General features: G+C 72.9%; 20 protein-coding genes. 9 read left to right on the top strand and 11 right to left on the bottom strand.

The genetic code is table 11. From position 1 onward, the window contains the following. The first annotated feature begins 90 nt into the window (after positions 1 to 90). Positions 91 to 1,566, top strand: a complete 1,476-nt coding sequence (locus tag AB0K12_RS12400; RefSeq protein ID WP_364558989.1) for a hypothetical protein — start codon at positions 91 to 93, stop codon at positions 1,564 to 1,566. Here AB0K12_RS12400 and egtE read toward each other — a convergent pair. Genes egtE through egtA form a run of 5 tightly spaced genes read right to left on the bottom strand, consistent with a single transcriptional unit; the run spans position 1,547 to position 6,925 of the window. Next, the gene (egtE, locus tag AB0K12_RS12395; protein WP_364558986.1) at positions 1,547 to 2,746 is read right to left on the bottom strand and encodes an ergothioneine biosynthesis PLP-dependent enzyme EgtE; all 1,200 of its coding nucleotides are present in this window, start codon (positions 2,744 to 2,746) and stop codon (positions 1,547 to 1,549) included. The two genes, AB0K12_RS12400 and egtE, sit on opposite strands and share 20 nt — an antisense overlap. After that, the gene (gene egtD / locus AB0K12_RS12390; protein WP_364558983.1) at positions 2,743 to 3,723 is read right to left on the bottom strand and encodes an L-histidine N(alpha)-methyltransferase; all 981 of its coding nucleotides are present in this window, start codon (positions 3,721 to 3,723) and stop codon (positions 2,743 to 2,745) included. The genes egtE and egtD overlap by 4 nt, the downstream gene beginning before the upstream one ends. 19 nt (positions 3,724 to 3,742) lie before the next feature. Further along, the gene (egtC, locus tag AB0K12_RS12385) at positions 3,743 to 4,450 is read right to left on the bottom strand and encodes an ergothioneine biosynthesis protein EgtC (protein WP_364558980.1); all 708 of its coding nucleotides are present in this window, start codon (positions 4,448 to 4,450) and stop codon (positions 3,743 to 3,745) included. A 1-nt stretch (position 4,451) separates the two neighbouring features. Next, the gene (gene egtB / locus AB0K12_RS12380) at positions 4,452 to 5,741 is read right to left on the bottom strand and encodes an ergothioneine biosynthesis protein EgtB (protein ID WP_364558977.1); all 1,290 of its coding nucleotides are present in this window, start codon (positions 5,739 to 5,741) and stop codon (positions 4,452 to 4,454) included. After that, positions 5,738 to 6,925, bottom strand: a complete 1,188-nt coding sequence (gene egtA / locus AB0K12_RS12375; protein ID WP_364558974.1) for an ergothioneine biosynthesis glutamate--cysteine ligase EgtA — start codon at positions 6,923 to 6,925, stop codon at positions 5,738 to 5,740. Before egtA ends, egtB begins: the two co-directional genes overlap by 4 nt. 111 nt (positions 6,926 to 7,036) lie before the next feature. Here egtA and AB0K12_RS12370 point away from each other — a divergent pair, with 111 nt between their 5' ends. Then, on the top strand, positions 7,037 to 7,333 hold the full coding sequence (locus AB0K12_RS12370; protein WP_364558971.1) for a zf-HC2 domain-containing protein: 297 nt from the start codon (positions 7,037 to 7,039) through the stop codon (positions 7,331 to 7,333). Here the strand turns inward: AB0K12_RS12370 and AB0K12_RS12365 are convergent. Beyond that, a complete protein-coding gene (locus AB0K12_RS12365) occupies positions 7,299 to 7,538 on the bottom strand; it encodes a zf-HC2 domain-containing protein (RefSeq protein WP_345400157.1) in 240 nt (79 codons plus the stop codon). The genes AB0K12_RS12370 and AB0K12_RS12365 overlap by 35 nt on opposite strands. Before the next feature lie 80 nt (positions 7,539 to 7,618). Beyond that, complete coding sequence (locus tag AB0K12_RS12360) at positions 7,619 to 8,257, bottom strand: sigma-70 family RNA polymerase sigma factor (RefSeq protein WP_364558967.1); 639 nt, start codon at positions 8,255 to 8,257, stop codon at positions 7,619 to 7,621. A gap of 183 nt (positions 8,258 to 8,440) precedes the next feature. Between AB0K12_RS12360 and AB0K12_RS12355 the strand changes: the two genes are divergently transcribed. After that, positions 8,441 to 8,989 carry an NUDIX domain-containing protein gene (locus AB0K12_RS12355; protein ID WP_364558964.1) on the top strand — a complete coding sequence of 183 codons (549 nt, stop codon included), beginning with the start codon at positions 8,441 to 8,443 and terminating at the stop codon, positions 8,987 to 8,989. 18 nt (positions 8,990 to 9,007) lie between these two features. Here AB0K12_RS12355 and AB0K12_RS12350 read toward each other — a convergent pair whose 3' ends face one another. Beyond that, the gene (locus AB0K12_RS12350) at positions 9,008 to 10,039 is read right to left on the bottom strand and encodes a TerC/Alx family metal homeostasis membrane protein (protein ID WP_364558961.1); all 1,032 of its coding nucleotides are present in this window, start codon (positions 10,037 to 10,039) and stop codon (positions 9,008 to 9,010) included. A gap of 211 nt (positions 10,040 to 10,250) precedes the next feature. On the opposite strand from AB0K12_RS12350, the gene AB0K12_RS12345 reads away from it, so the two are divergent. From AB0K12_RS12345 to AB0K12_RS12335, 3 genes are read left to right on the top strand one after another with little or no spacing between them, the layout of a single operon-like run. Next, positions 10,251 to 10,877, top strand: coding sequence for a TetR/AcrR family transcriptional regulator (locus AB0K12_RS12345; protein ID WP_364558958.1), 627 nt, complete (start codon positions 10,251 to 10,253; stop codon positions 10,875 to 10,877). Beyond that, positions 10,874 to 11,074 (top strand): ferredoxin, encoded by a 201-nt coding sequence (locus AB0K12_RS12340; protein WP_364558955.1) that lies wholly within the window; start codon positions 10,874 to 10,876, stop codon positions 11,072 to 11,074. Before AB0K12_RS12345 ends, AB0K12_RS12340 begins: the two co-directional genes overlap by 4 nt. 2 nt (positions 11,075 to 11,076) lie before the next feature. After that, on the top strand, positions 11,077 to 12,351 hold the full coding sequence (locus tag AB0K12_RS12335; RefSeq protein ID WP_364558952.1) for a cytochrome P450: 1,275 nt from the start codon (positions 11,077 to 11,079) through the stop codon (positions 12,349 to 12,351). Here the strand turns inward: AB0K12_RS12335 and AB0K12_RS12330 are convergent. Then, on the bottom strand, positions 12,348 to 13,358 hold the full coding sequence (locus AB0K12_RS12330; protein WP_364558950.1) for a LacI family DNA-binding transcriptional regulator: 1,011 nt from the start codon (positions 13,356 to 13,358) through the stop codon (positions 12,348 to 12,350). The genes AB0K12_RS12335 and AB0K12_RS12330 overlap by 4 nt on opposite strands. A 237-nt stretch (positions 13,359 to 13,595) precedes the next feature. Between AB0K12_RS12330 and AB0K12_RS12325 the strand changes: the two genes are divergently transcribed. From AB0K12_RS12325 to AB0K12_RS12315, 3 genes are all read left to right on the top strand, one after another. Next, positions 13,596 to 14,189, top strand: a complete 594-nt coding sequence (locus AB0K12_RS12325) for a hypothetical protein (RefSeq protein WP_364558946.1) — start codon at positions 13,596 to 13,598, stop codon at positions 14,187 to 14,189. Between the two features lie 124 nt (positions 14,190 to 14,313). Further along, positions 14,314 to 15,456, top strand: a complete 1,143-nt coding sequence (locus AB0K12_RS12320) for a beta-1,3-glucanase family protein (RefSeq protein ID WP_364558942.1) — start codon at positions 14,314 to 14,316, stop codon at positions 15,454 to 15,456. 60 nt (positions 15,457 to 15,516) lie between these two features. Further along, a complete protein-coding gene (locus AB0K12_RS12315; protein WP_364558939.1) occupies positions 15,517 to 17,538 on the top strand; it encodes an alpha-glucuronidase in 2,022 nt (673 codons plus the stop codon). Positions 17,539 to 17,562: 24 nt separating this feature from the next. On the opposite strand, the gene AB0K12_RS12310 is transcribed toward AB0K12_RS12315, so the two are convergent. Both AB0K12_RS12310 and AB0K12_RS12305 read right to left on the bottom strand, forming a co-directional pair. After that, positions 17,563 to 18,252: a DUF624 domain-containing protein gene (locus tag AB0K12_RS12310; protein ID WP_364558936.1), complete on the bottom strand. Its 690-nt coding sequence runs from the start codon at positions 18,250 to 18,252 to the stop codon at positions 17,563 to 17,565. 187 nt (positions 18,253 to 18,439) lie between these two features. Next, entirely contained in the window at positions 18,440 to 20,083 is a 1,644-nt protein-coding gene (locus tag AB0K12_RS12305) for an extracellular solute-binding protein (protein WP_364558934.1), read from the bottom strand. Positions 20,084 to 20,093: the final 10 nt, after the last annotated feature.

Raw genomic sequence — 20,093 nt, 5'->3', positions numbered from 1 at the left:
CCACGCAAAGCACCGTCAATAGTGCGGACGGTGACGTTCTGCCACGGCCGGCCGGCGAGCGAGAGGAGGCGGCACATGGAGGGGGCGGCAATGGAAGGGGCGGCATACGAGGGCGCGACGTCCAAGGACGCGGCGTTCGAGGTGGCGCATGCCGAGTTGCTGGCGGCGCTCGACGGCCGGCCGCTGGTCGCGATCGACCGGTACGGCACCGTGCTCCGCACCGGCTACACCGGCCCGGCGCCCGTGGAGGCGCTGCGGCCGGCGCTGGCCGTCGGCTGCTACGCGGCGTGGGACCCGGCGCTGCCCGGTGTGACGGTGTCGGCCGAGGAGCGTACCGGAGTGCGGTCGGTGGCCGAGCGGCACGGCTGGCTGCGCCGGGTCCGCCACGACGCGGCCAGGCAGCTCGTCAAGCTGGACCGGCCGCCGGTCGTCGCCACCTGCATCGCCGGCGCCCAGCTGCAGGAGCTGGCGCACGGCGGCACGATCGCGGCCGTCGACCCGGGCGTCAGGGCCACCATCGAGGCCAGGCACCTCTTCGACGACCTGCTGCGCGCGGCAGGGGTGCCGCCGGCGGCGCGGATCACGAGCGTGCCGGTCGAGCGGCTGCCCGGCCTGGCCGAGCTGCGGCGGGCCGTCGGCACCGAGCGGGTCGTGGTGCAGGCGGGCGGCGCGGGAGGCGGGCGCGGCACGGTCGTCGTGTCGGGCGAGGACGACATGGGGCGCGCGGCGCGGCTGCTGGGGCCGTACCGGGTGGCGGCGTACGTGGACGGCCTGCCCTGCGCGGTCACCGCGCTCAGCGTGCCGGACGGCGCGGGCGGCGTCTCCGTGTACGTGGACCGCCCCGCGCACGCCGCCACCGGCGTCCCCGAGGCGGGCGCGGGTCCGCTGGACGGCGCCGGCCACGACTGGTCGCGCCCCTGGCCGCTGCCGGCGGCGGCGCTGCTCATCGAGTGCGCGGAACGCCTCGCGGTGTGGGGCTGGCGCCGCTACGGCGTGACCGGCCTGTTCACCGTGCGCGCGCTGCTGACCCCGGCCGAGCGGGTCTTCCTGTCGGCGATCAGGTGGCGGTACGACGCGGCCACCGAGGTGTCGGCGGCGAACCAGCAGGCGATGGGCGTGCCCCCGTTCACCGCCGCACACCTGAGCGTGCTGCTCGGCGGACGGGTCACCTGGCTGCCCGATCCGCAGGAGTTCAACCAGCTCAGCCTGCTGCGCGCGACCCGGCCGGGCGGGCCGTTCACGATCCGGCTGCGGGTGACCGGCGAGACCCCGGTACGGGTGACGGCCGGCCGCGGTCCCGGCGTCTACCGGCTGGACGAGGCCGACCGGCCCCGCTTCGTCCGCCGCGCCGCCCACCCGGCCGAGGCGACGGCCGACCAGGGCGAGTTCCTGCTCGCGGGCCTTCCCGGCCCGGACGTGCTCTGTCACCCCGGCGCCGACCTGGCGACGATCGAGGCGGTCACGGAGGGCGCGACGGAGCCCTTCCACGGCCCAGCGACCGCCTCCCCCTTCACCCGCCGCGTCACCGCCGCCGTGAACCGGCTCCTCACCCCCGCCGGCCCGTGAGGACCTCGGCGAGAGACTCCAGGGTCTCCGGCGAGGTGCCCGGCGGCGGGGAGACGCGGAGGAGCGGCTCCTGGAGGTCCAGCGGGGCGCGGGCGGCGGGGACCGTGCCGACCAGGAGGGACGCGGCGGCGGCGCGGGCGGCGGCCCCTTCCACCGTGTCGTGGGGTGGCGGGCGGAGGGTGATCAGGGCGGACGGCTCGTCCAGGGGTTCTGCGACGCGCCAGCCGCCGGCGCCGTCCAGGAGCTCGCGGGCCGTGCGGCCCAGTCCCGCCAGGTGCTCGTGGACGGCGGCGGGGCCGAGCTCGTGGTGTTCGAGGACTGCGGCGCCGAGACCGGCGCGGGCCGCGATGGCGCCCTCCGAGCTCTCGTAGCGGGCCGCGCCCGGCACGGGCTCCGGGTCCTCGGCGGGGTCGTCCCAGGTGTGGCCGCTGAGGGTGGGGGCCGGGGCGTCCATGGCGGGGGTCAGGCCGGGGGTGATGAGGAAGCCGACGCCGCGCGGGCCCGCCAGCCACTTCCTGGACGTCCCCACGTACGCGGCGGCCCCGGCGCCCAGGACGTCCACGTGGCCGAGCGACTGGCAGACGTCCAGCACCAGCGGCACCCCGGAGGCCCGGCACAACGCGCCCAGCTCGGCCACCGGTTGCACGACGCCCCGGTGGGAGGCGATGTGGGAGACGACGACCAGGTCGAGCCCGGCCGCCAGCGCCGCCCTGAGCCCGTCGGGGTCGATCCTGGTGTCGCCGCCGACCGGCAGGTCGACCAGCCGCCAGCCGTTCCGCTCCGCGAGGCGGTGCAGGAGCATGAGCGTGCTCCCGTACTCGGTGCGGGCCCGCCCCACCCTGGCACCCGGGCCGAGCCGCCAGCCGCCGAGCAGGGCCGCCATCGCCGCCGTGCCGCTCTCCAGGAACGCCACGTCCCGCGGCCCCGCCCCCACCAGCGCGGCCAGCGCCCGCCGCGGCTCGGTGAGGTCGGGGACGGCGCGGTACCCGCCGCGCTCGCGTTCCAGCGCCAGGTGGACGGCCATCGCGTCGAGCACCCGATCGCCGGGCACGTTGCACCCCGCCGCGTCGAGGTGCCCGCCCGGCATCACGGACCGCCCCGCCCGCCAAACCTTCCCGACGGACGACCGGCGCTCCCCGACCGGCCCGGCCCGCACCTCCCCGGCCTGGCCTGTCGTCATGCCCCGGCCAGGAGGAGGGCGAAGTCGCCGGCCGGGTCGGTGTGGTCGCGGAGCGGGGTGAAGCCGGCCGTCTCCAGTTCGGCGCGCAGCCCGTCGAGGCGGAACTTGGCGCTGATCTCCGTGCGCATCTCCTCCCCTTCGGCGAAGTCCACGCTCAGGCCGAGCCCGCCGACTCGCACCCGCATGGCGCGCGTGGCCCGCAGCCGCATCTCGATCCAGTCGTGCTCCTCGTCGTAGACGGCGACGTGCGCGAACGCCTCGGGCTCGAAGTCGGCGTCCAGCTCCCTGTTGATGACCCGCAGCACGTTCCTGTTGAACTCGGCCGTCACCCCGGCCGCGTCGTCGTACGCCGCCACCAGCCGCCCGGTGTCCTTGACCAGGTCGGCCCCGAGCAGGAACGTCTCCCCCGGCCGCAGCGTCTCGCGCAGCCCGGCGAGGAACGCGGCCCGCGCCCCCGGTTCGAGGTTGCCGATGGTGCCGCCGAGGAAGGCGACCATCCGCCGCCCGTCGCGGGGCAGCAGCGCCAGGTGCCGCTCGAAGTCGGCGCACACCGCCTGCACGGCCAGCCCGGGATAGCGCGCGGCCAGCCGCCTGGCGGCGCCCTCCAGGGTGACGGCGTCCACGTCCACCGGCGTGTAGCCGCGCAGCGTGCCGGCCGCGGCCAGCGCGTCGAGCAGCAGCACGGTCTTCTCGCTGGTGCCGGAGCCCAGCTCGACCAGCGTGTCGGCGCGGCCCGCCGCGGCAAGGTCCTTGGCCCGCGCCCGCAGGATCGTCAGCTCGCGGCGGGTCGGGTAGTACTCGGGCAACCGGGTGATCTCCGAGAACAGCTCGCTGCCCCTGGCGTCGTAGAACCACTTGGGCGGCAGCCACTTCGGCGTGGCCGTCAGGCCATTCCTGACGTCGGTCTCGAGCGCCTGGCGCAGGTAGCCGCGGTCGAGGTGGTTGATCAGGCGGACGGTTGACTGGGTGGCGGGCACGAGGCCTCCTGAGGTGAGTTCACAACGGCTGGACCTGGACGTCGTCGCCTGACACGGTCAGCAGGGCGCGGTCGGGCAGGGCCTGCCAGCCCGGCGAGTCGTCGAGCGGCTCGCTGGCGACCAGCACGCCGTCGTGGAGCCGGTGATGGAACAGGGTGTCGCCCCAGACGGTCGCGGCGATGGACGCGCCGTCGCAGGCGAGCAGGTTGAGCCGGGCGGCGGGGTCCTTCTCCCCCGCCCGTACGACCACGTCGGCCAGCGCCTCGCCCAGCCCGGCTCCCGCCCTGCCGCGCTGGAACACGGCGGCGGCGAGCCAGGCGGCGTCGCAGGTGGACTCGGCGCCGTCGGCGAGGTCCTTGACCGCGTCGCGGTCGACCCGGCCGTTGTGGCTGAGCAGCCACCTGCGGTCGGCGAACGGCGCGGTGGCGCTCTCCTCGATCGGCATGCCCACGGTGGCCGAGCGGACGGCCGCGAGCAGGCAGGTCGAGCGGGCGATCTCGGCGAGCGCGGTCAGGTTGGCGTCGGTCCACATGGGGACGGAGCGCCGGTAGCGGACGGGCTCGGCGCGGGCGGGGTCGTACCAGCCCATGCCGTAGCCGTCCGCGTTGATCGTGCCGTGCCGCTGCCGGCGCGGCGCGTACGACTGGGTGAGCAGCCCGTGCGGCGGCTGGTGGATGAGCGAGGTGAGCGGCCGTGCGGCGCCCAGCCAGGCGGCGTGCCTGCACACCTCAGGTCTCCGACCTGGCGCAGCGGAAGCCGGTGAAGATCTGCCGGCGGATCGGGTAGTCCCAGTTCCTGAACGTGGTCCGCACCGCCGCCGGGTCGGCCGCCCACGAGCCGCCGCGCAGCACCCGGTACTCCTCGCCGAAGAACACCTCGCTGTACTCCTTGTACGGAAAACTGCGGAACCCCGGGTAGCCGTCGAACCAGGACCCGGTCCACTCCCACACATCGCCCACCATCTGCTCCACCCCGTACGCCGAGGCCCCGCCCGGGTAGGCGCCGAGCGGCGCGGGGTGGGAGGCGCGGTGGCCGAGGTTCGCCAGGGCGGGCGTGGGCTCGGTCTCGCCCCACGGGTAGCGGCGGGAGCGCCGCCGCTCGGGGTCCCAGCCGCACGCCTTCTCCCACTCGGCCTCGGTGGGCAGCCGCTTGCCGGCCCAGCGGGCGTAGGCGTCGGCCTCGTACCAGCAGACGTGCTGGACGGGCTCGTCCATGGGGAGCGGCTCGGTGCGGCCGAAGCGGTTGCGGTACCAGGTGCCGCCGTCCTTGGTCCAGAAGAGCGGCCCGGTGGCGCCGCTGGTCTGCCGCCAGTGCCAGCCCTCGGGGGTCCACCAGCGGGGGTCGTCGTAGCCGCCGTCCTCGATGAAGCCGGCGTACGCGCGGTTGCCGACGGGCAGCCGGTCGATCCAGTAGCCGGGCAGGTCCACCCAGGTGGCGGGGCGCTCGTTGTCGTAGGCCCAGGGCAGCGTGTCGGTGCCCATGAGGAACGGCCCGGCCGGCACGTGCACCTCCTCGGGGCCGCCGCGACGTCCCTCCGGCAGCTCGCCGTCCTGGACGAGGCCGGGCTGTCCCGACAGCTGCAGGGTGGCCAGCATCGTCTCGTCGTGCTGGTGCTCGTGCTGGATGACCAGGCCGAAGACGAAGCCGTCGCGGTTGAGCGGGCTGGGGTCGTCCAGGTCGATGGCGTCCAGCACGTCGAGCACGCGCCCGCGCACGCCCTCGATGTAGCGGCGGGCCTCGGCGGGGCCCAGGAAGGGCAGGCTCGGGCGGTCCTTGCGCGGGGTCTTGAACGCGTCGTAGATGTCGTCGATCTCGGGGCGCAGCGGCGTGATGCCGCCGGCGGCCCGCAGCACCCACAGCTCCTCGTAGTTGCCCACGTGCGCGAGGTCCCAGACGAGCGGCGACATCAGCGGGGAGTGCTGGCGGACGAGCAGGTCGTCGTCGGCCTCGGTGTAGGCGAGCGAGCGGTCGCGGACCGCGAGGAGTTGCGCGGCGATGCGTTCCTTGGCGTCGGTCATAGCAGTCCTTCGAGGGTCAGGTCGGCCGCCGGCGAGCGGCCGGTCGTCACGTGCCGGTCGGCGAACGCGGCCACCGCTCCGACCAGGGCGGCGTCCGCGCCGAGCCGGGGCAGGGCCTCCAGCGCGGCCCTGAAGCAGGTCTCGGCGGCTCGTCCTATGCGCGGGTCCGCCAGCCCGCACCGCGCCGCCGCCTCCCACGCCTGCCGGTGCGGCTCCACGGCGGCCATCGCGGTGTCGGCCGCTCTGTCGTCGGTGACGAGCGCGTACGTCACCGCCGCGCACACCGGCCAGGCCGACGGGTGCTGCGCGTCGAGGTAGCGGATCTCCAGCCAGCCCCGGGGGCGTACCGGGGGGAAGACGGTGGTGGCGTGGTAGGCGAGGTCCTCGGCCGTGGGGCGGCGGGGGCCGCCGCCGGCCAGCCAGTCGCGGAACGTGGAGCCGTCGCGGATCGTGCGGTAGTGGTCGTCGTCCTCGCGTACCAGCATGAGGCGGGCGTCGAGCAGGTATTCCGCCCAGTCGGCCGCGGGGTCGCCGGTCCTGGGGACGGGTGCGGTCCTGGTGGGGTCGAGGTTGTCCCAGACCGCCTGGCGGCCGGACATCCAGCCGCTGGGCCGTCCGTCGCTCAGCGGCGAGTTGGCGAAGGCGGCGAGCAGCATCGGGCCGAGCGCGTGGGCACGCTCCCAGCGAGGGGCGGGGCGGTCCCCCAGGTCCAGGTTGACCTGGATGGAGGCGGTCGAGCACATCATCAGCGCCCCGTACGGGCGGCCGAGGAACTCCGCCATGGCGTCGTACCGGGGGAGCGTGAGCTGGCGGCGGGCCGGGCGCACCGGGTCGAGCCCGACCCCGGCCAGCGCCAGCCCTTCGGCGTCGAGGGCGTCGCGGACCGCCGCCACGTCGGCGGCCAGCGCGGTCAGCATCAGCGGGAGCGACCCCGCGGGCCCGGACAGCTCAAGCTGGCCGCCGGGCTCGAACGTCACCTTGCTCCCGCCCGGCAGCTGCGCCGGCAGGGCCCGCTCGACCCTGGACACCGGCACCTGCCCCGTGACGTCCGTACGGTCGAAGACCAGGAACTCGAGCTCCACGCCCACGCGGTCACCCGCCGATGGACGGAAGCTGTTGCGCGCGAAGTCGGCCACCTCTGAGGCGTCCCGCAACGGTGCGCTCTCGGCCGTGACACCGATCATCGTCCTCCCCTCGCCGGTCAGTACGGAGCTACAGATCCGCGAGGCGCGAGAACGTTACGCACAAATCGGGGTGTAACGGATAAAGCGGGCCGAGAACTAGGTCACATGGGCATGAAGCGACGGCGAGGAGGAGAAACGCGGACGTGCGAGCACGTGCTCGCCTCGCTGACCGACTATTTGGAAGGGGCGCTCCCACCGGTCCGGCACCGCGCCCTGACACGGCACCTGAACGCCTGCCCCGGCTGCGCGCGCCGGCTCGACCAGCTGCGCGCCACGATCGCCGCGCTCGGCTGCCTGCGCGCCGGCGCGCTCACCCCCGCCGTGCTCGCCGCCCTGCACGCCGGGTTCGCCCGCGAGCGCGAACGAACCTCCGCTAGACGCCGCGGCGCTCGCGGAAGGCGACCATGAGGCGGTCGCGGACCCCGGCCGACAGCTTCTCCGGCGGCTGGTCGCCGAGCGCCCTGATGGTGGCGCGGAACTGCTCGAAGTAGCGCTCGCACCACTCGCACCCGGCCAGATGGGCCTTAATGCCGTCGCGGGCGAGCCGGTCGAGGGCCCCGTCAAGGTAGGCAGTGAGGAGTTCCGCCAGCTCGTCGCAGGTGAACCGCTTCACGACGTGGACCGCCCTTGTCATTGAGATGAACCGCTTCACTTCATTGTCGCCGCTCTTCGCGCCAGATGGGACAGGCGACGTCATTCCGGTTGCTTGACCGAGTCGTAGTAGTCGGCCAGCCAGCCGCGTACGGCCGTGCGGGCGCGGTGCAGCAGCACCCGCTGGTTGGCCGCGGAGATCTCCAGGATCTCGCAGACCTCGTCGGAGCTGCACCCCTCGACGTCGCGCAACGTGATGACCACCCGCTGCCGCGGCGGCAGCCGCGCCAGGGCCTCCGCGATCAGCGTGCGCACCTCGGCGGCCAGCGCCTCACCCTCGGGCGTCGGCCACCAGCCCGGGTCGCCCCAGCCGCCGGGCAGCGGCCCGGGCCCGAACGCCCCAGGCTCATAGGGCTCGCCGTCGGCCCCGAACGCGCTCCACGGCAGCGTGCGGCTCTCCCGCACCCCGCGCTTCTTCGCGGTGTTGACGAGGATGCGGTAGACCCACGTCTTGATCGACGACCGCTGCTCGAACCCGTCGATGCCGTCGATGACGGCCAGCCACGTGTCCTGGACGACCTCCTCGGCCGAGTGGTCGGTGGACACATAGGACCTGGCGACCCGGAGCATGCCTCGTGACCAGGTGTCGAGCAGCACCGCGAACATCGCCTCGTCGCCGGCGCGCAGGGCCGTGACGACGACCTCGTCAGGTGGCAGCCCTCCGCCTGCGCATGACCCCACGATCGCTTCCCCTCCGGTCGGACGCCGGGACGCCCCGGACCCCCGTGCCGCCCCTCCGCGAAACGGCGCAGCCCAGGGTAGCCTCCCCCACTGACGTTTCCCCCGAGCGCCCGGCTCTAGCCCTACCGGTGCGTATCGTCGAGGAGAGTGGGGATAGGAGCGGTGAGCGGTGAGGAGAATCCCATGCGACGGCGGTCGGAGCGATTGCTCTACGCGGCGAACGGGGTCGGCCTCGGAGTCGCCGACGTCGAGCTGACCGGTGGTGAGCGCGTCGAGCGGCCCTTCATCAGGACGCCGCAGGCGGCCGGCGCGGTCGTCTTCCACGACGGGCGGGTGCTGCTGCTGTGGCGGCACAGCCCCATCACCGACACCCGCGGCTGGGAGATCCCGCTCGGCGACGTCGGCCCGGGCGAGGAGCCGGAGGAGGCGGCGGCCCGCCACGTCGAGGAGCAGACGGGCTGGCGGCCCGGCCCGCTGGTGCCGCTGATCCGCACCAGGCCGGCCGGCGACGTCGCCGACTGCGAGCACGTCGTGTTCGCCGCCCACCGGGCCACCGAGCTGGCCGGCGGCCCGGAGAAGGGCGAGGACGACGAGGAGCGCGGGCGGGCCGAGTGGGTGCCGATGCTGCGCGTGCAGGGGCTCATCGAGGAGCAGGCCATCACCTCCGCCACCACCTCGGCGGCCCTGCTGCACTTCCTCGCCGACCTCCTCCAGGCCCGCGCCGCCCACTGACCGGGCACTGACCGCCCACTAAGCGTGCCGCTCGGCCTCTTCGAGCGGTTGCCGCGGCGCGCGCCGCCGTTCGCGGCGGTTGGCGAGCAGGCTGGTCGCGGTGACCGTGGCCAGGACGCAGACGATGACGCCGAGCGAGAGCGGCGTCGGGATCTCCGGCACGCCGGGCCAGACGCCGTGCGCCCAGTGCAGGATCAGCTTGGCCCCGATGAAGGCCAGGATGACGGCCAGCCCGTGGTTGAGGTGACGCAGCTTGGCCAGCACGCCCTGCAGCACGAAGTACAGCGCGCGCAGGCCGAGCAGGGCGAACGCGTTGGTGGCGAACACCAGGAAAGGGTCCTCGGTGACGCCGTACACCGCGGGCACCGAGTCCACGGCGAAGACGATGTCGGTGGCCAGGATGGCGACCGCGGCCAGCGCGAGCGGGGTCAGCGCCGTACGCCCCTTCTCCCGGACCACCAGGCGCGAGCCCCGGTAGTCGGCGGTGACGGGGACGAACCGGCGTACCAGCCGGACCGTGCGCATGGAGGAGATGTCCACCTCCTGCTGCTCCCCCGCCATCACGTCCTTGACGATCTTTCCGGCGGTCAGGATGAGGATCCCGCCGAACAGCAGGAACGCCCACGTGCCGCTCTGCAGCGCGGCGGCGCCGAGCCCGATGAAGATCGCGCGCAGGACGAGGGCGCCGACGATGCCGTACAGCAGCACCTGCCTGGCCAGTGCGGACGGCACCGCGAAGGCGGCCAGCAGCAGCATGAACACGAACAGGTTGTCGACCGACAGCGACTTCTCCACCACGAACCCGGTGAAGAACTCCACCGCCACGCCGCCCCCGTGATCGGCCCACAAATAGAAGCCGAAGAGCACGGGCAGCAGCAGGTAGAACACCGACCAGCCGGCCGCCGCGCGCACGCTCTCCTCACGCGGCCTGCGGGTCAGCAGGAGATCGAGCGCCAGCAGCAGCACCAGGGCCGCCACCGTGATCGACCATAGGGCCGGTGAGGCGATGGTGCGCAGCTCGACGGCATGCGAGAACAACCCCGCGGACATGGGAAACCTCCCTCGAACGTACTTCTCCCGTTCGAGGTCTCCTTCACCCTGGGGGTGGCCGTCCGGGGACGCGTGGACGTCCGTACTGACCGGGCCGGCTCTTGCGAAGTACTCCCCTCGCCGCGTTCAGCCTAGATGAGATCAGGACGGCGGGCCACCCCCGGCCCTGGTGCACTTGACGCGGCAAATGAACGACTTTTTAAATTCGTTCATGGGACGCATCCCCGGAGTGACCGCCGCCGAGACCCGTGAGCGCCTGCTGCGCGCCGCCGCCGACGCCTTCGCCGAGCGCGGCTACGACGGCACCCGCGTGGCCGACATCTCCGCCGCGGCCGGCGTGAGCAACGGCGCCCTGTACGCCCACTTCGGCTCGAAGGCCGACCTGATGGTGGCCGCGCTGCGCGCGCACGGGCGGCGCATGCTGGCCGGGCTGTTCGCCGCCGACCCCGACAGGTCCGCCACCGACCTGCTGCTCGCCCTGGGGCGCGGCCTGCCGCGCCGGCGCGACGCGCAGGGCAACCTCATCGTGGAGGCGCTGGTCGCCGCCCGCAGGGACGACGACGTGGCCGCCTCGATGCGCGACTACCTCGGCGAGCGGGCGGGCTGGATCGCCGACCTCGTACGCGTGGCGCAGGCCGACGGCGAGATCGACCCGGGCGTCTCCGCCGACGCGTTCGCCCACTTCTGCACCCTGCTCGCGATGGGCAGCGCGCTCGTCACCTCCGACCTGCATCCCGTGGACGACGAGGAGTGGACGGCGCTGCTCGTCCGTATCATCGCCGCCCTCGCACCGACCGGCTCCACCGACCCGACACCTCAGACGGAGGCCACCCCGTGAAACTGCACATCGACCCGGAGCGCTGCCAGGGCCACGGCCGCTGCTACGACCTCGCGCCCGAGCTGTTCGGCGAGGACGGCGAGGGCTACGGCACGGTGCTCGGCGACGGCCTGGTGGCGCCCGGGCAGGAGCGGGCGGCCCGCCTGGCCGTCTCCAACTGTCCCGAGCACGCCATCGACACCGGCGAGGGATCCTGACGATGACCGTGGACGACCGTTTCACGGCGGGCCCGCAGGAGGCGTCCGAGGTGCCGGAGGGCACGCGGAGCGAGATCGTCACCGGCCCGGTCTCCGACTGGGCGACCGACTTCTCCCACCTGGAGCCCGAGTGGGCGGCCGACCCGTACCCGATCCTGGACGACCTGCGCGAACGCTGCCCGATCGCCCGCACGGAGCGGTTCGGCGGCGGCTGGCTGCCGACGCGTTACGCGGACGTGGCCGCGGTCGCGTACGACACCGAGCGGTTCTCCTCGCGCGCGATCATCATGGGAAACGTCCGGCCGCCGCGCGAGCTGGCCCCGATGGGCGACTCGCCGCCGATCTCGTCCGACCCGCCGTTCCACCACCACGCGAGGAAGCTGCTGCTGCCGGCGTTCACCAAGTCGGCGGTGGCCCGGCGGGAGGCCGCGACGCGCGCCTACTGCCACGCGCTCGTGGACACCCTGGAGGGCCTGCCGGTCGTGGACGCCGCCCGCGACTACGCCCAGCACATCCCGGTCCGGGTGATCGCCGACATGCTGGGCTTCCCGCCCGAGGACGGGCCCCGGTTCCGGCGCTTCATCGAGAACGTGCTCGAAGGCGTCAACAAGCCGGCCGAGGAGCGTACGGAGGCCCTGGACGAGCTGTACGACTACCTGCTCGACCAGATCCGCGACCACGTCGACCACCCCCGCGACGACCTGACCACCTACCTGGTGAACGCCGAGCTGGGCGGGAACAAGCTGGAGGCCGCGCACGTCGCCGGCACGATGGCGCTGCTGCTCATCGCGGGCATCGACACCACGTGGAGCGCGATCGGCGCCTCGCTGTGGCACCTCGCGAGGACGCCGGCCGACCGCGAGCGGCTGGTCGCCGAGCCCGGGCTGCTGCCGACCGCGATGGAGGAGCTCCTGCGGGCGTACGCGCCGGTCACCATGGCCAGGCTGGTCAGGGAGGACATGACCTGGAACGGCGTGCGCATGCGGGCCGACGACTGGGTGCTGCTGTCGTTCCCCTCGGGCAACCGCGACCCGGCCCAGTTCGAGCGGGCCGGCGAGGTGGTCATCGACCGCGAGGCGAACCGGCACGCCGCCTTCGGCCTCGGCATCCACCGCTGCGTCGGCTCCCACCTGGCCCGCATGGAGCTGCGGGTCGCGCTGGAGGTGTGGCTGGCCCGCATCCCGTCGTTCGAACTGGCCGACCCGGCAGCGGTGACGTGGTCCACCGGCCAGGTACGCGGCCCCCGCACACTCCCGATCCGGCTGGGCGTCCGCTAGCGCGCGGTCGCGGCCGTGGAGGCGCGGGCCATCAGGTCAGGCTGGAAGATGACCTGGCGGTGCTCGTGCTCGCCCGGCCGGTTGGCCTCCTCCAGCAGGAGCATGGCGGCCGTGCGGCCGATCTGCTCGCGCGGCTGGCGGACGGACGACAGCGGCACGGCGGCCGCCGCGGCGAAGTCGATGTCGTCGTAGCCGATGATCGCCAGGTCGTCGGGGACCTTCAGCCCGCGCAGCGTCATCTCCTGCAGCACGCCGATCGCGACCAGGTCGTTGGCGCAGAACACCGCCGTGGGCCGGTCGGCGGGCGGCCGGGCGGCGATCTCCTGGCCGACCGTGCGGCCGGTGGCGACCGTCAGGTCGGGCAGCGGGATCTCGGTGAGCGTGTCGCCGGGGCCGAGCGCGGCGGCCAGCCCGTCGCGCCGCTCGCGCACCTGGCGGACGGTGAACGGGCCGCCGGCGAAGGCGATGTGGCGATGGCCGGCCGCGCGTAAGTGGTTGCCCGCCAGGCGCCCGCCGAGCACGTCGTCCACGGCGACGGAGCAGCCGTTGCCGTGGCCGGCCGAGCTGTCGAAGCGCACCACGGGGATGCCGCGCGCGACGAGCCTGCCCAGCCGCTCCTCCTCGCCGCTGTCGTTGACCGGCGTGATCAGCACACCGAGCGGCCGCTGCTCCTCGAACGTGTCGAGCAGCCCCGCTTCCCTGGAGGCGTCCTTGTTGCTGTTGAACACCATGACGGTGAGGTCGGACTGCTGGGCCGCGGTCTCGACGCCGCGCAGGACGTCGATGAAGAACGGGTTGCCGAGGTCGAGCGCGACCACCCCGATGGTGCGGCTGCGGCCGGCGCGGAGCTGGCGGGCCGAGCCGTTGCGGACGTAGCCGAGCCGCTCGATGGCCGCCTGCACCCGGCGCCTGGTGTCGGGGGCGACCAGGTCGGGCCGGTTGAGCACGTTGCTCACGGTGCCTACGGACACCCCGGCGAGCCGGGCGACCTCTTTGATGCTCGACATCGTTCCTCGTGTCCCGTGAGCGGCGCGACCTGAACCGCGACCTGAACGACGTGTCCGGGCCGGTGCGGATCGTTCCAGGTCGCGAGCCCGTCGTCGCTGCGATCATAGCGCAGCACCTCGGAACGGCCCCTGGGTCGTTGGTCCCCGCTTGACCACGATCATCTTTCGTGCCTAGATCGAGAAACCCGTTCGTCCCCCCACCCCCCGGAGGACCCTCATGGCACGAACGCGTACGCCGTGCTGAGCGAGCGGCCCGGTCCGGCCGGTGCGCGGCGGCGGCGGGTGCTGGGCGTCTCGGCGTTGCTGGCAGGCGTGCTGCAGCTGGCGGTGGCCGGGGTGCTGATCGGGGTCCCGGGCAGCTCGCCGACGCTCGATCCGCTGACCTTCCCGTACGAGGAGGACGCGCGCGGCCGGCGCCCGCTGTCGGCCCTCAGCCCCCGCCCGATCGCGACCCCGGCCGGCGATCCCAGCGGCGGCCCCAGCGGCGACCCGAGCGACGGCCCCAGCGACGGCCCCAGCGACGGGCAGAGCGGCGCCCCGACCAGCGGCCCGCGTATCGGCGCGATCACGACGGCGCCGTCCTCCGCCGCCACCGCCGGCCCGAAGCCGTCCGCGCGGGACGGCGGCTCCGCACGGCCGCGGTCGCGCGAGAGCGAGGCGGTGCCGCCGCGTGCGGCGCGTACGTCACCCCGCGAGGTCTCGGTGCTGACCCCCGAGACGCCGCCCCTGGTCGCCGGCCGCCGCCCGGCCAGGACACCGCGCCCGTGGCGCACCCAAGCCCCATCCGGCCTGGTCCAGGGCCACCAGGCGACACCCGCCGCCGGCAGGTAGACCGGGACTCCGCATGCGGCCTTGACAGTGCGCCATTACAGGAAAGAAACTTAACCGAAATCGGCGAGAGAGCGCTCTCTCGACGCGTCGCTCTCTCGAAGCGCACCCCCCGAGGAGTCGAACGATGATCACCAGAAGGGCGCTGCTGGCCGGCGCGGCGGCCACCCCCGTACTGGCCCTCGCCAAGCCCGCCCAGGCGGCCACGTCGCTGCCCATGACCGTCGTCAACCACACCTTCCGCTACGCCAACAACCAGATCTGGCTGTACGTCGTCGGCACCGACCAGGCCACCGGCAACCAGGTCTTCGCCCGCGCCGACGGCACCAGGGTGCCGGTCTCGCTGTCGCACAACGGCCCCGACGGCTTCGCCGACCTGTCGATCCCGCTGGCCGCCAGCGGCGACACCCGCATCACGCTGCCCTGGATGTCCGGCCGCGTGTACGTCTCCATCGGCCAGAAGATCAGGTTCAGGGTCGTCATCGACGGCAACGGCCGCCCGGCGCTCCAGCACCCGGCCGGCTGGGTCAGCTCGGACCCCAGCTACAACGTGCTGCACGACTTCATGGAGTTCACCTTCAACAGCGGCGGCATGTTCTGCAACACGACCATGGTCGACATGTTCTCCATCCCGATGGAGCTCAAGCTGGACGGCCGCACCAGCCAGGTCTCCGGCACGCTGGTGCCGAACGGCCGCGACCAGATCTTCGCGGGCGTGGCGGCGCAGCCGGCGTTCCGCAACCTCGTCGTGGGCGACCTGCGGGTGATCGCGCCGGGCCATGGCATCGACTCGGGCCTGTTCTCCGGCGGCTACCTGGACCCGTACATCAACGACGTGTGGAACTCCTACACCGGCAGGAACCTGCGCGTGGTGGCCAACGGCGTCACCTACACCGGGCGCGTGCAGGGCGGGCAGTTCGTCTTCGACAAGGGCATCCGCTCGTTCTCCAGGCCGAGCACCCGCGACGTGTTCTACTGCAACGGCGCCCTGCACTCCGAGGGGATCTCGGGCCCGATCGCGGCGATCCTCGGTGCCGCGTTCAACCGCACGACCCTGCTCAGCCACCCCGACCAGCCGGTCACCGACCGGTCGCAGTACTACCGCACCTCGCTCACCAACCACTACGCCCGCGTCCTGCACGCCAACACCCGCAGCGGCAAGGCCTACGGCTACCCCTACGACGACGTGGCCGACGGCTCCACCTACATCGAGGACACCGCGCCCACCGCGATCAGGCTCCGGCTGACGCCCTTCAACGACGCTGCCTGAGGGCGGTTCGCGGGGCGGCGATAGATTCGCTCCTTGGAGTTTGACCTAAGGAGCCCCCCCGTGACCGTTCCCCATGTCGATGACGTCCATCCGGCCTGGCTGCCCCCCGAGGCGTTCCGTGCGCTCGGCGCGCGCCGCGTGCTCGTGCTCGCCGACGCCTCGGAGGTCGCGCAGACCGTCCGGGCCGAGGTGGCGGACGCCTGCGCGCGGCACGGCGGCGCCGTGGCCACGCCGGGCGGACCGTACGACCTCGTGCTCGCGCTGACCTCCGACGGCTCGCTGCCCGCGGCCGCGCAGGCGGTCAAGGGCCCCGAACTGGGTGCTGAGGGCTTCCTGCTGGCCCGCTCCGGCGGCGTGACCGTGGTGCTGGCGGACAAGCCGGCGGGCCTGCTGTACGGGTTCTTCGCGGTGGTCAGGCTGGGCGAGGCGGCGTTCGAGGGCGACCGCCCGGCCGAGACGCACCGGCCCGCGCCGGCCAGGCGCATGCTCGACCACTGGGACAACATCGACGTGCACCCCGTGATGGGCCAGGTGGAGCGCGGCTACTCGGGCGGCTCGATCTTCTGGCGGGACGGCGTCCTGCGCGAGGACCTGACCCGGGTACGCGCCTACGCCCGGCTGCTCGCGGCCACCGGCGTCAACGCGGTCGCGGTCAACAACGTCAACGTGCACGCCGCCGAGGCCCGCCTGCTGACCGACCGGCTCGGCGAGGTGGCCGCGCTGGCGGCGGAGTTCCGCGCGTACGGCATCCGCGTGCACCTGTCGGTCACCTTCGCCTCCCCCATCGTGCTCGGCGGCCTGGAGACGGCCAACCCGGTGGAGGAGGACGTGCGCGCCTGGTGGGCGCGGACGACGGAGCGGGTCTACGAGACGATCCCCGACTTCGGCGGTTACGTCGTCAAGGCCGACTCGGAGGGCCAGCCTGGGCCGTTCGCGTACGGGCGTGACCACGCCGACGGCGCGAACGTGCTGGCCGACGCCCTCGCCCCGCACGGCGGCGTGGTGCACTGGCGGGCGTTCGTCTACAACCACCGCCAGGACTGGCGCGACCGCAGGACCGACCGTGCCCGCGCCGCCCACGACCACTTCTCGCCGCTCGACGGCCGGTTCAGGGACAACGCGATCCTCCAGGTCAAGTACGGCCCGATCGACTTCCAGACGCGCGAGCCGATCTCCCCGGTGATCGCCGCCATGCCGGCCACGAAGCTCGCGGTGGAGCTGCAGGTGACGCAGGAGTACACCGGCCAGCAGCGGCACGTCTGCTATCTCGCGCCGATGTGGAGCGAGGTGCTCGGGTTCCGCTTCTGGGGCCCCGGCGAGCGGGCGGTGGCCGACGTGACGACGAGCGGCGGTCTCGTCGCGGTGTCGAACGTGGGCGACGACCCCTACTGGACGGGCCACCCGCTGGCCCAGGCCAACCTGTACGCCTTCGGCCGCCTGGCCTGGAACCCCGGCCTCGACCCGGCGGCGATCCTGGACGAGTGGATCGGGCTCACCTTCCCCGAGGGCGGCGAGGAGCTGCGGGAGACGCTGCACGGCATGATGGACGGCTCGTGGCGCACGTACGAGCGCTACACCGCGCCGCTGGGCGTCGGCTTCATGGTCAGGCCCGGCCACCATTACGGCCCCGACGTGGACGGCTACGAGTACACGCCGTGGGGCACCTACCACTTCGCCGACCGCGACGGCGTCGGCGTCGACCGCACCAGGGCCACCGGCACCGGCTACACCGGCCAGTACCCGGCGCCGTGGTCGCAGGTGTACGAGTCGCTCGCGGAGTGCCCCGACGAGCTGCTGCTGTTCTTCCACCACGTGCCGTACGAGCACGTGCTGCAGAGCGGCACCACGGTCATCCAGCACATCTACGACGCCCACTTCGCCGGCGCGGAGGAGGCCGCGGAGATCAGGGCCTTGTGGGCGAAGTTGGAGGGCGACGACGTGGTGGATCCCGCGCTGTACGCCCGCGTGTGCGAGCGGCTCGACGAGCAGGTGCGCTCGGCGGAGGAGTGGCGTGACCAGATCAACGCCTACTTCTTCCGCAAGTCGGGCGTGCCCGACGCGCACGGCAGGACGATCCACTAGGGACGGGCTGCGAGAGGCGGGCTGCTAGGGGCGGGTGAAGCGCTGCTGCACCTCGGTGATCATGGCGCGGCTGTTCCACAGGAGCGTCGCGGTGAGCACCGAGGCCAGCAGCGCCAGCACCGCCTCCGAGGCGATCAGCACGACGCCGCCCGCCACGATGAGCAGGCAGGCGTTGGCGAGGGTGGCGGCGGGGAAGCGGCCGAGCGCGTACGCCGCGAGCTTGGCGACGTCCACCGCCCTGAAGGCGAACAGCGATGTGATGACCAGCGCGTTGGCCACCCACAGCGTGCCGCCGGCGGCGAGCACGATCAGCAGGGCGCCCCACCAGCCGGGCACCCCCGCGGCGGCGAAGTTGGCCAGGTTGGTGCCGGCCAGGGCCAGCACGAGCAGCCACGGCACCCAGATCTTGAGCGCGGCGCCGAAGTTGAGCCTGTAGCCGCGCCAGAACGCGGTGGCCGGGCTCAGCTCGGTGAGGTCGCCGCTGCGGTGGCGCAGGGCGTAGAGGGCGGCGGAGAGCGCGGGGCCCGCGGGCAGCAGGCAGGCCGCCATCAGCGGGACGTTGCTGGCGTCGCGGTCGAGCAGCACCAGCGCCACCAGTCCTGGCACGGCGGTGAGCAGGACGAGCAGCTTGACGATCAGCAGCGTGTAGATCAGCGCGGAGCCGCGCGACAGCGGGCCGGTGCCGAACTTCCGCGAGGTCGTCAGGTCGCTCATCGCGTGTGCTCCTCCGAGGCGAGATTTTCCCGGAGGATACCGATCCGTCCGGATCCGGGCGCGGGGGTGGCCGGGACCGCCCTGGCGCTCGCGCCCGGGTGACCGGGCCGTCCGGGTTCGGGCGCGGGGCCGGCCGGGCCGTCCCGGTGCGGCGCGGACGGCCCGGCCGGCGGGGAGGTCGGCCGCGTCAGCTGCCGTGCTCCTTCTTGAACCGCTCGTACGCGCCGTTGACCAGGGTGACGTACTGGGTGGCGCCCTTGCCCTCGACCTCCTTGACGTAGGCGTCCCACTCGCTGAGGTCGCGCTGGCCGAGGATGAACTTGAGCGTGTTCTGGGTGACGTGGTCCTTCAGCGGCGTCTCCCAGAGGGAGGCCTGCTCGCGCTCCTCCTCGGTGAGCGGCGCGGGGGGCTCGACCGGCCAGGGCTTCCTGGCGTTCATCACGTTCTGGAACTCGATCTCCTCGTCCGAGAACGTGGACTGCAGGAGCTGGGTGGCGCCGCCGTAGGCGAAGACGCCGTTGCCGAAGCCGAAGTCCTTCTGCAGGTGCTTGGGCGCGCCGGCGTTGAGCCCGACGTAGTCGACGTCCTTGGCGAGCTTGTACTTGCCGGACTCCTTGGTGAAGGTGACGCCCTCGACGCCCCACTTGGCGAACTCCTGGCCGGCGTCGGAGTACCAGAGCCAGTCGATGAACTGCATCATGGCGACGAAGTTCTTGTTCTCCACGGCCTTCTTGGAGATCATGATGCCGTTCTCCAGCCGGGTGGCGATCTTGTACTCGCCGATGGGGCCGACCGGGACCGGAATCTTGACGATCTTGGCGTCGGGGATGTTCTCGATCAGCGGGCCGCGGTAGTCGTTGATGAGCGACTGCGCGTTGGTGCTGATCACGAACGACTTGCCGGAGACGAACTTCTGCTTGGCCGCGTCGTCCTGCTGGGTGAAGCTCTCGGGGTCGAGCAGCTTCTCCTTGACCAGCTTGTTCAGATACTCGATCATCTGCTTGTAGCCCGGCATGATGCCGGTGTAGACGAACTTGCCCTGCGCCTGGTCGAACGTGGCGTGCTGGTACTCCCAGCCGCCCTTGCTGCCGTACGCCTGGGCGATCAGCTTGATCAGGTTGCCGCCCGGCGTCGGCACGCCCCACCGGTCCGTCATCGGGTAGAGGTCGGGGTACTCCGCCTTCATCGCCTTGAGCATGTTGTAGAAGTCGTCGAGCGTCTTCGGGACCTCTAGCTTGAGCTTCTCCAGAATGTCGGTGCGCACCGCGAAGGAGTAGTCGGCCCAGGCCGCCTCGTGCAGGCCGGGCAGCAGGTAGATACGGCCGTCCGACTGCATGATCGAGTTGAGCTCCGGCTGGAGCTGCCACTTGGCGACCTTGTCCTGGAAGTTCGGCATGAGGTCGAAGTACTCGCTGACCGGCAGGATCGCGCCGGAGGAGACGAACGCCTCCTCCTGCGGGTGGTACGTCTTCGGGATGATCAGCGGGGCGTCGCCGGCGCCGATGATCAGGCTGCGCTTCTTCTCGTAGTCGCTGAGCGGCACGGTCGTCGGCTGGATGGTGACGTTCGTGCGCTTGGTGAGCTCCTGCCAGAGCAGCCAGTCGTTCTTGAGCGGGTAGAACGGATGGTTGTTGTAGAGCATGCTGAACGACACCGGTTCGGTGGCCTTGAACTGCTGGCCGACGGCGAAGCCCGCCATCGAGCCCGCCTTGTTGGCCGCCGTTTCCGCGCCCTTCGCCGGGGTCTCGCTGTCGCTGCCGCAGGCCGTCAGGGCGAGGGAGGCGAAGGCACCGAGACCGATGATCGCCTGACGCCGCGAGATGTCGCGCATGGGGGGATTC

It is taken from the genome of Nonomuraea sp. NPDC049419 (assembly GCF_040676995.1).
Lineage (GTDB): Bacteria > Actinomycetota > Actinomycetes > Streptosporangiales > Streptosporangiaceae > Nonomuraea > Nonomuraea salmonea.
This window is presented reverse-complemented; position numbering and strand designations above follow the sequence as displayed.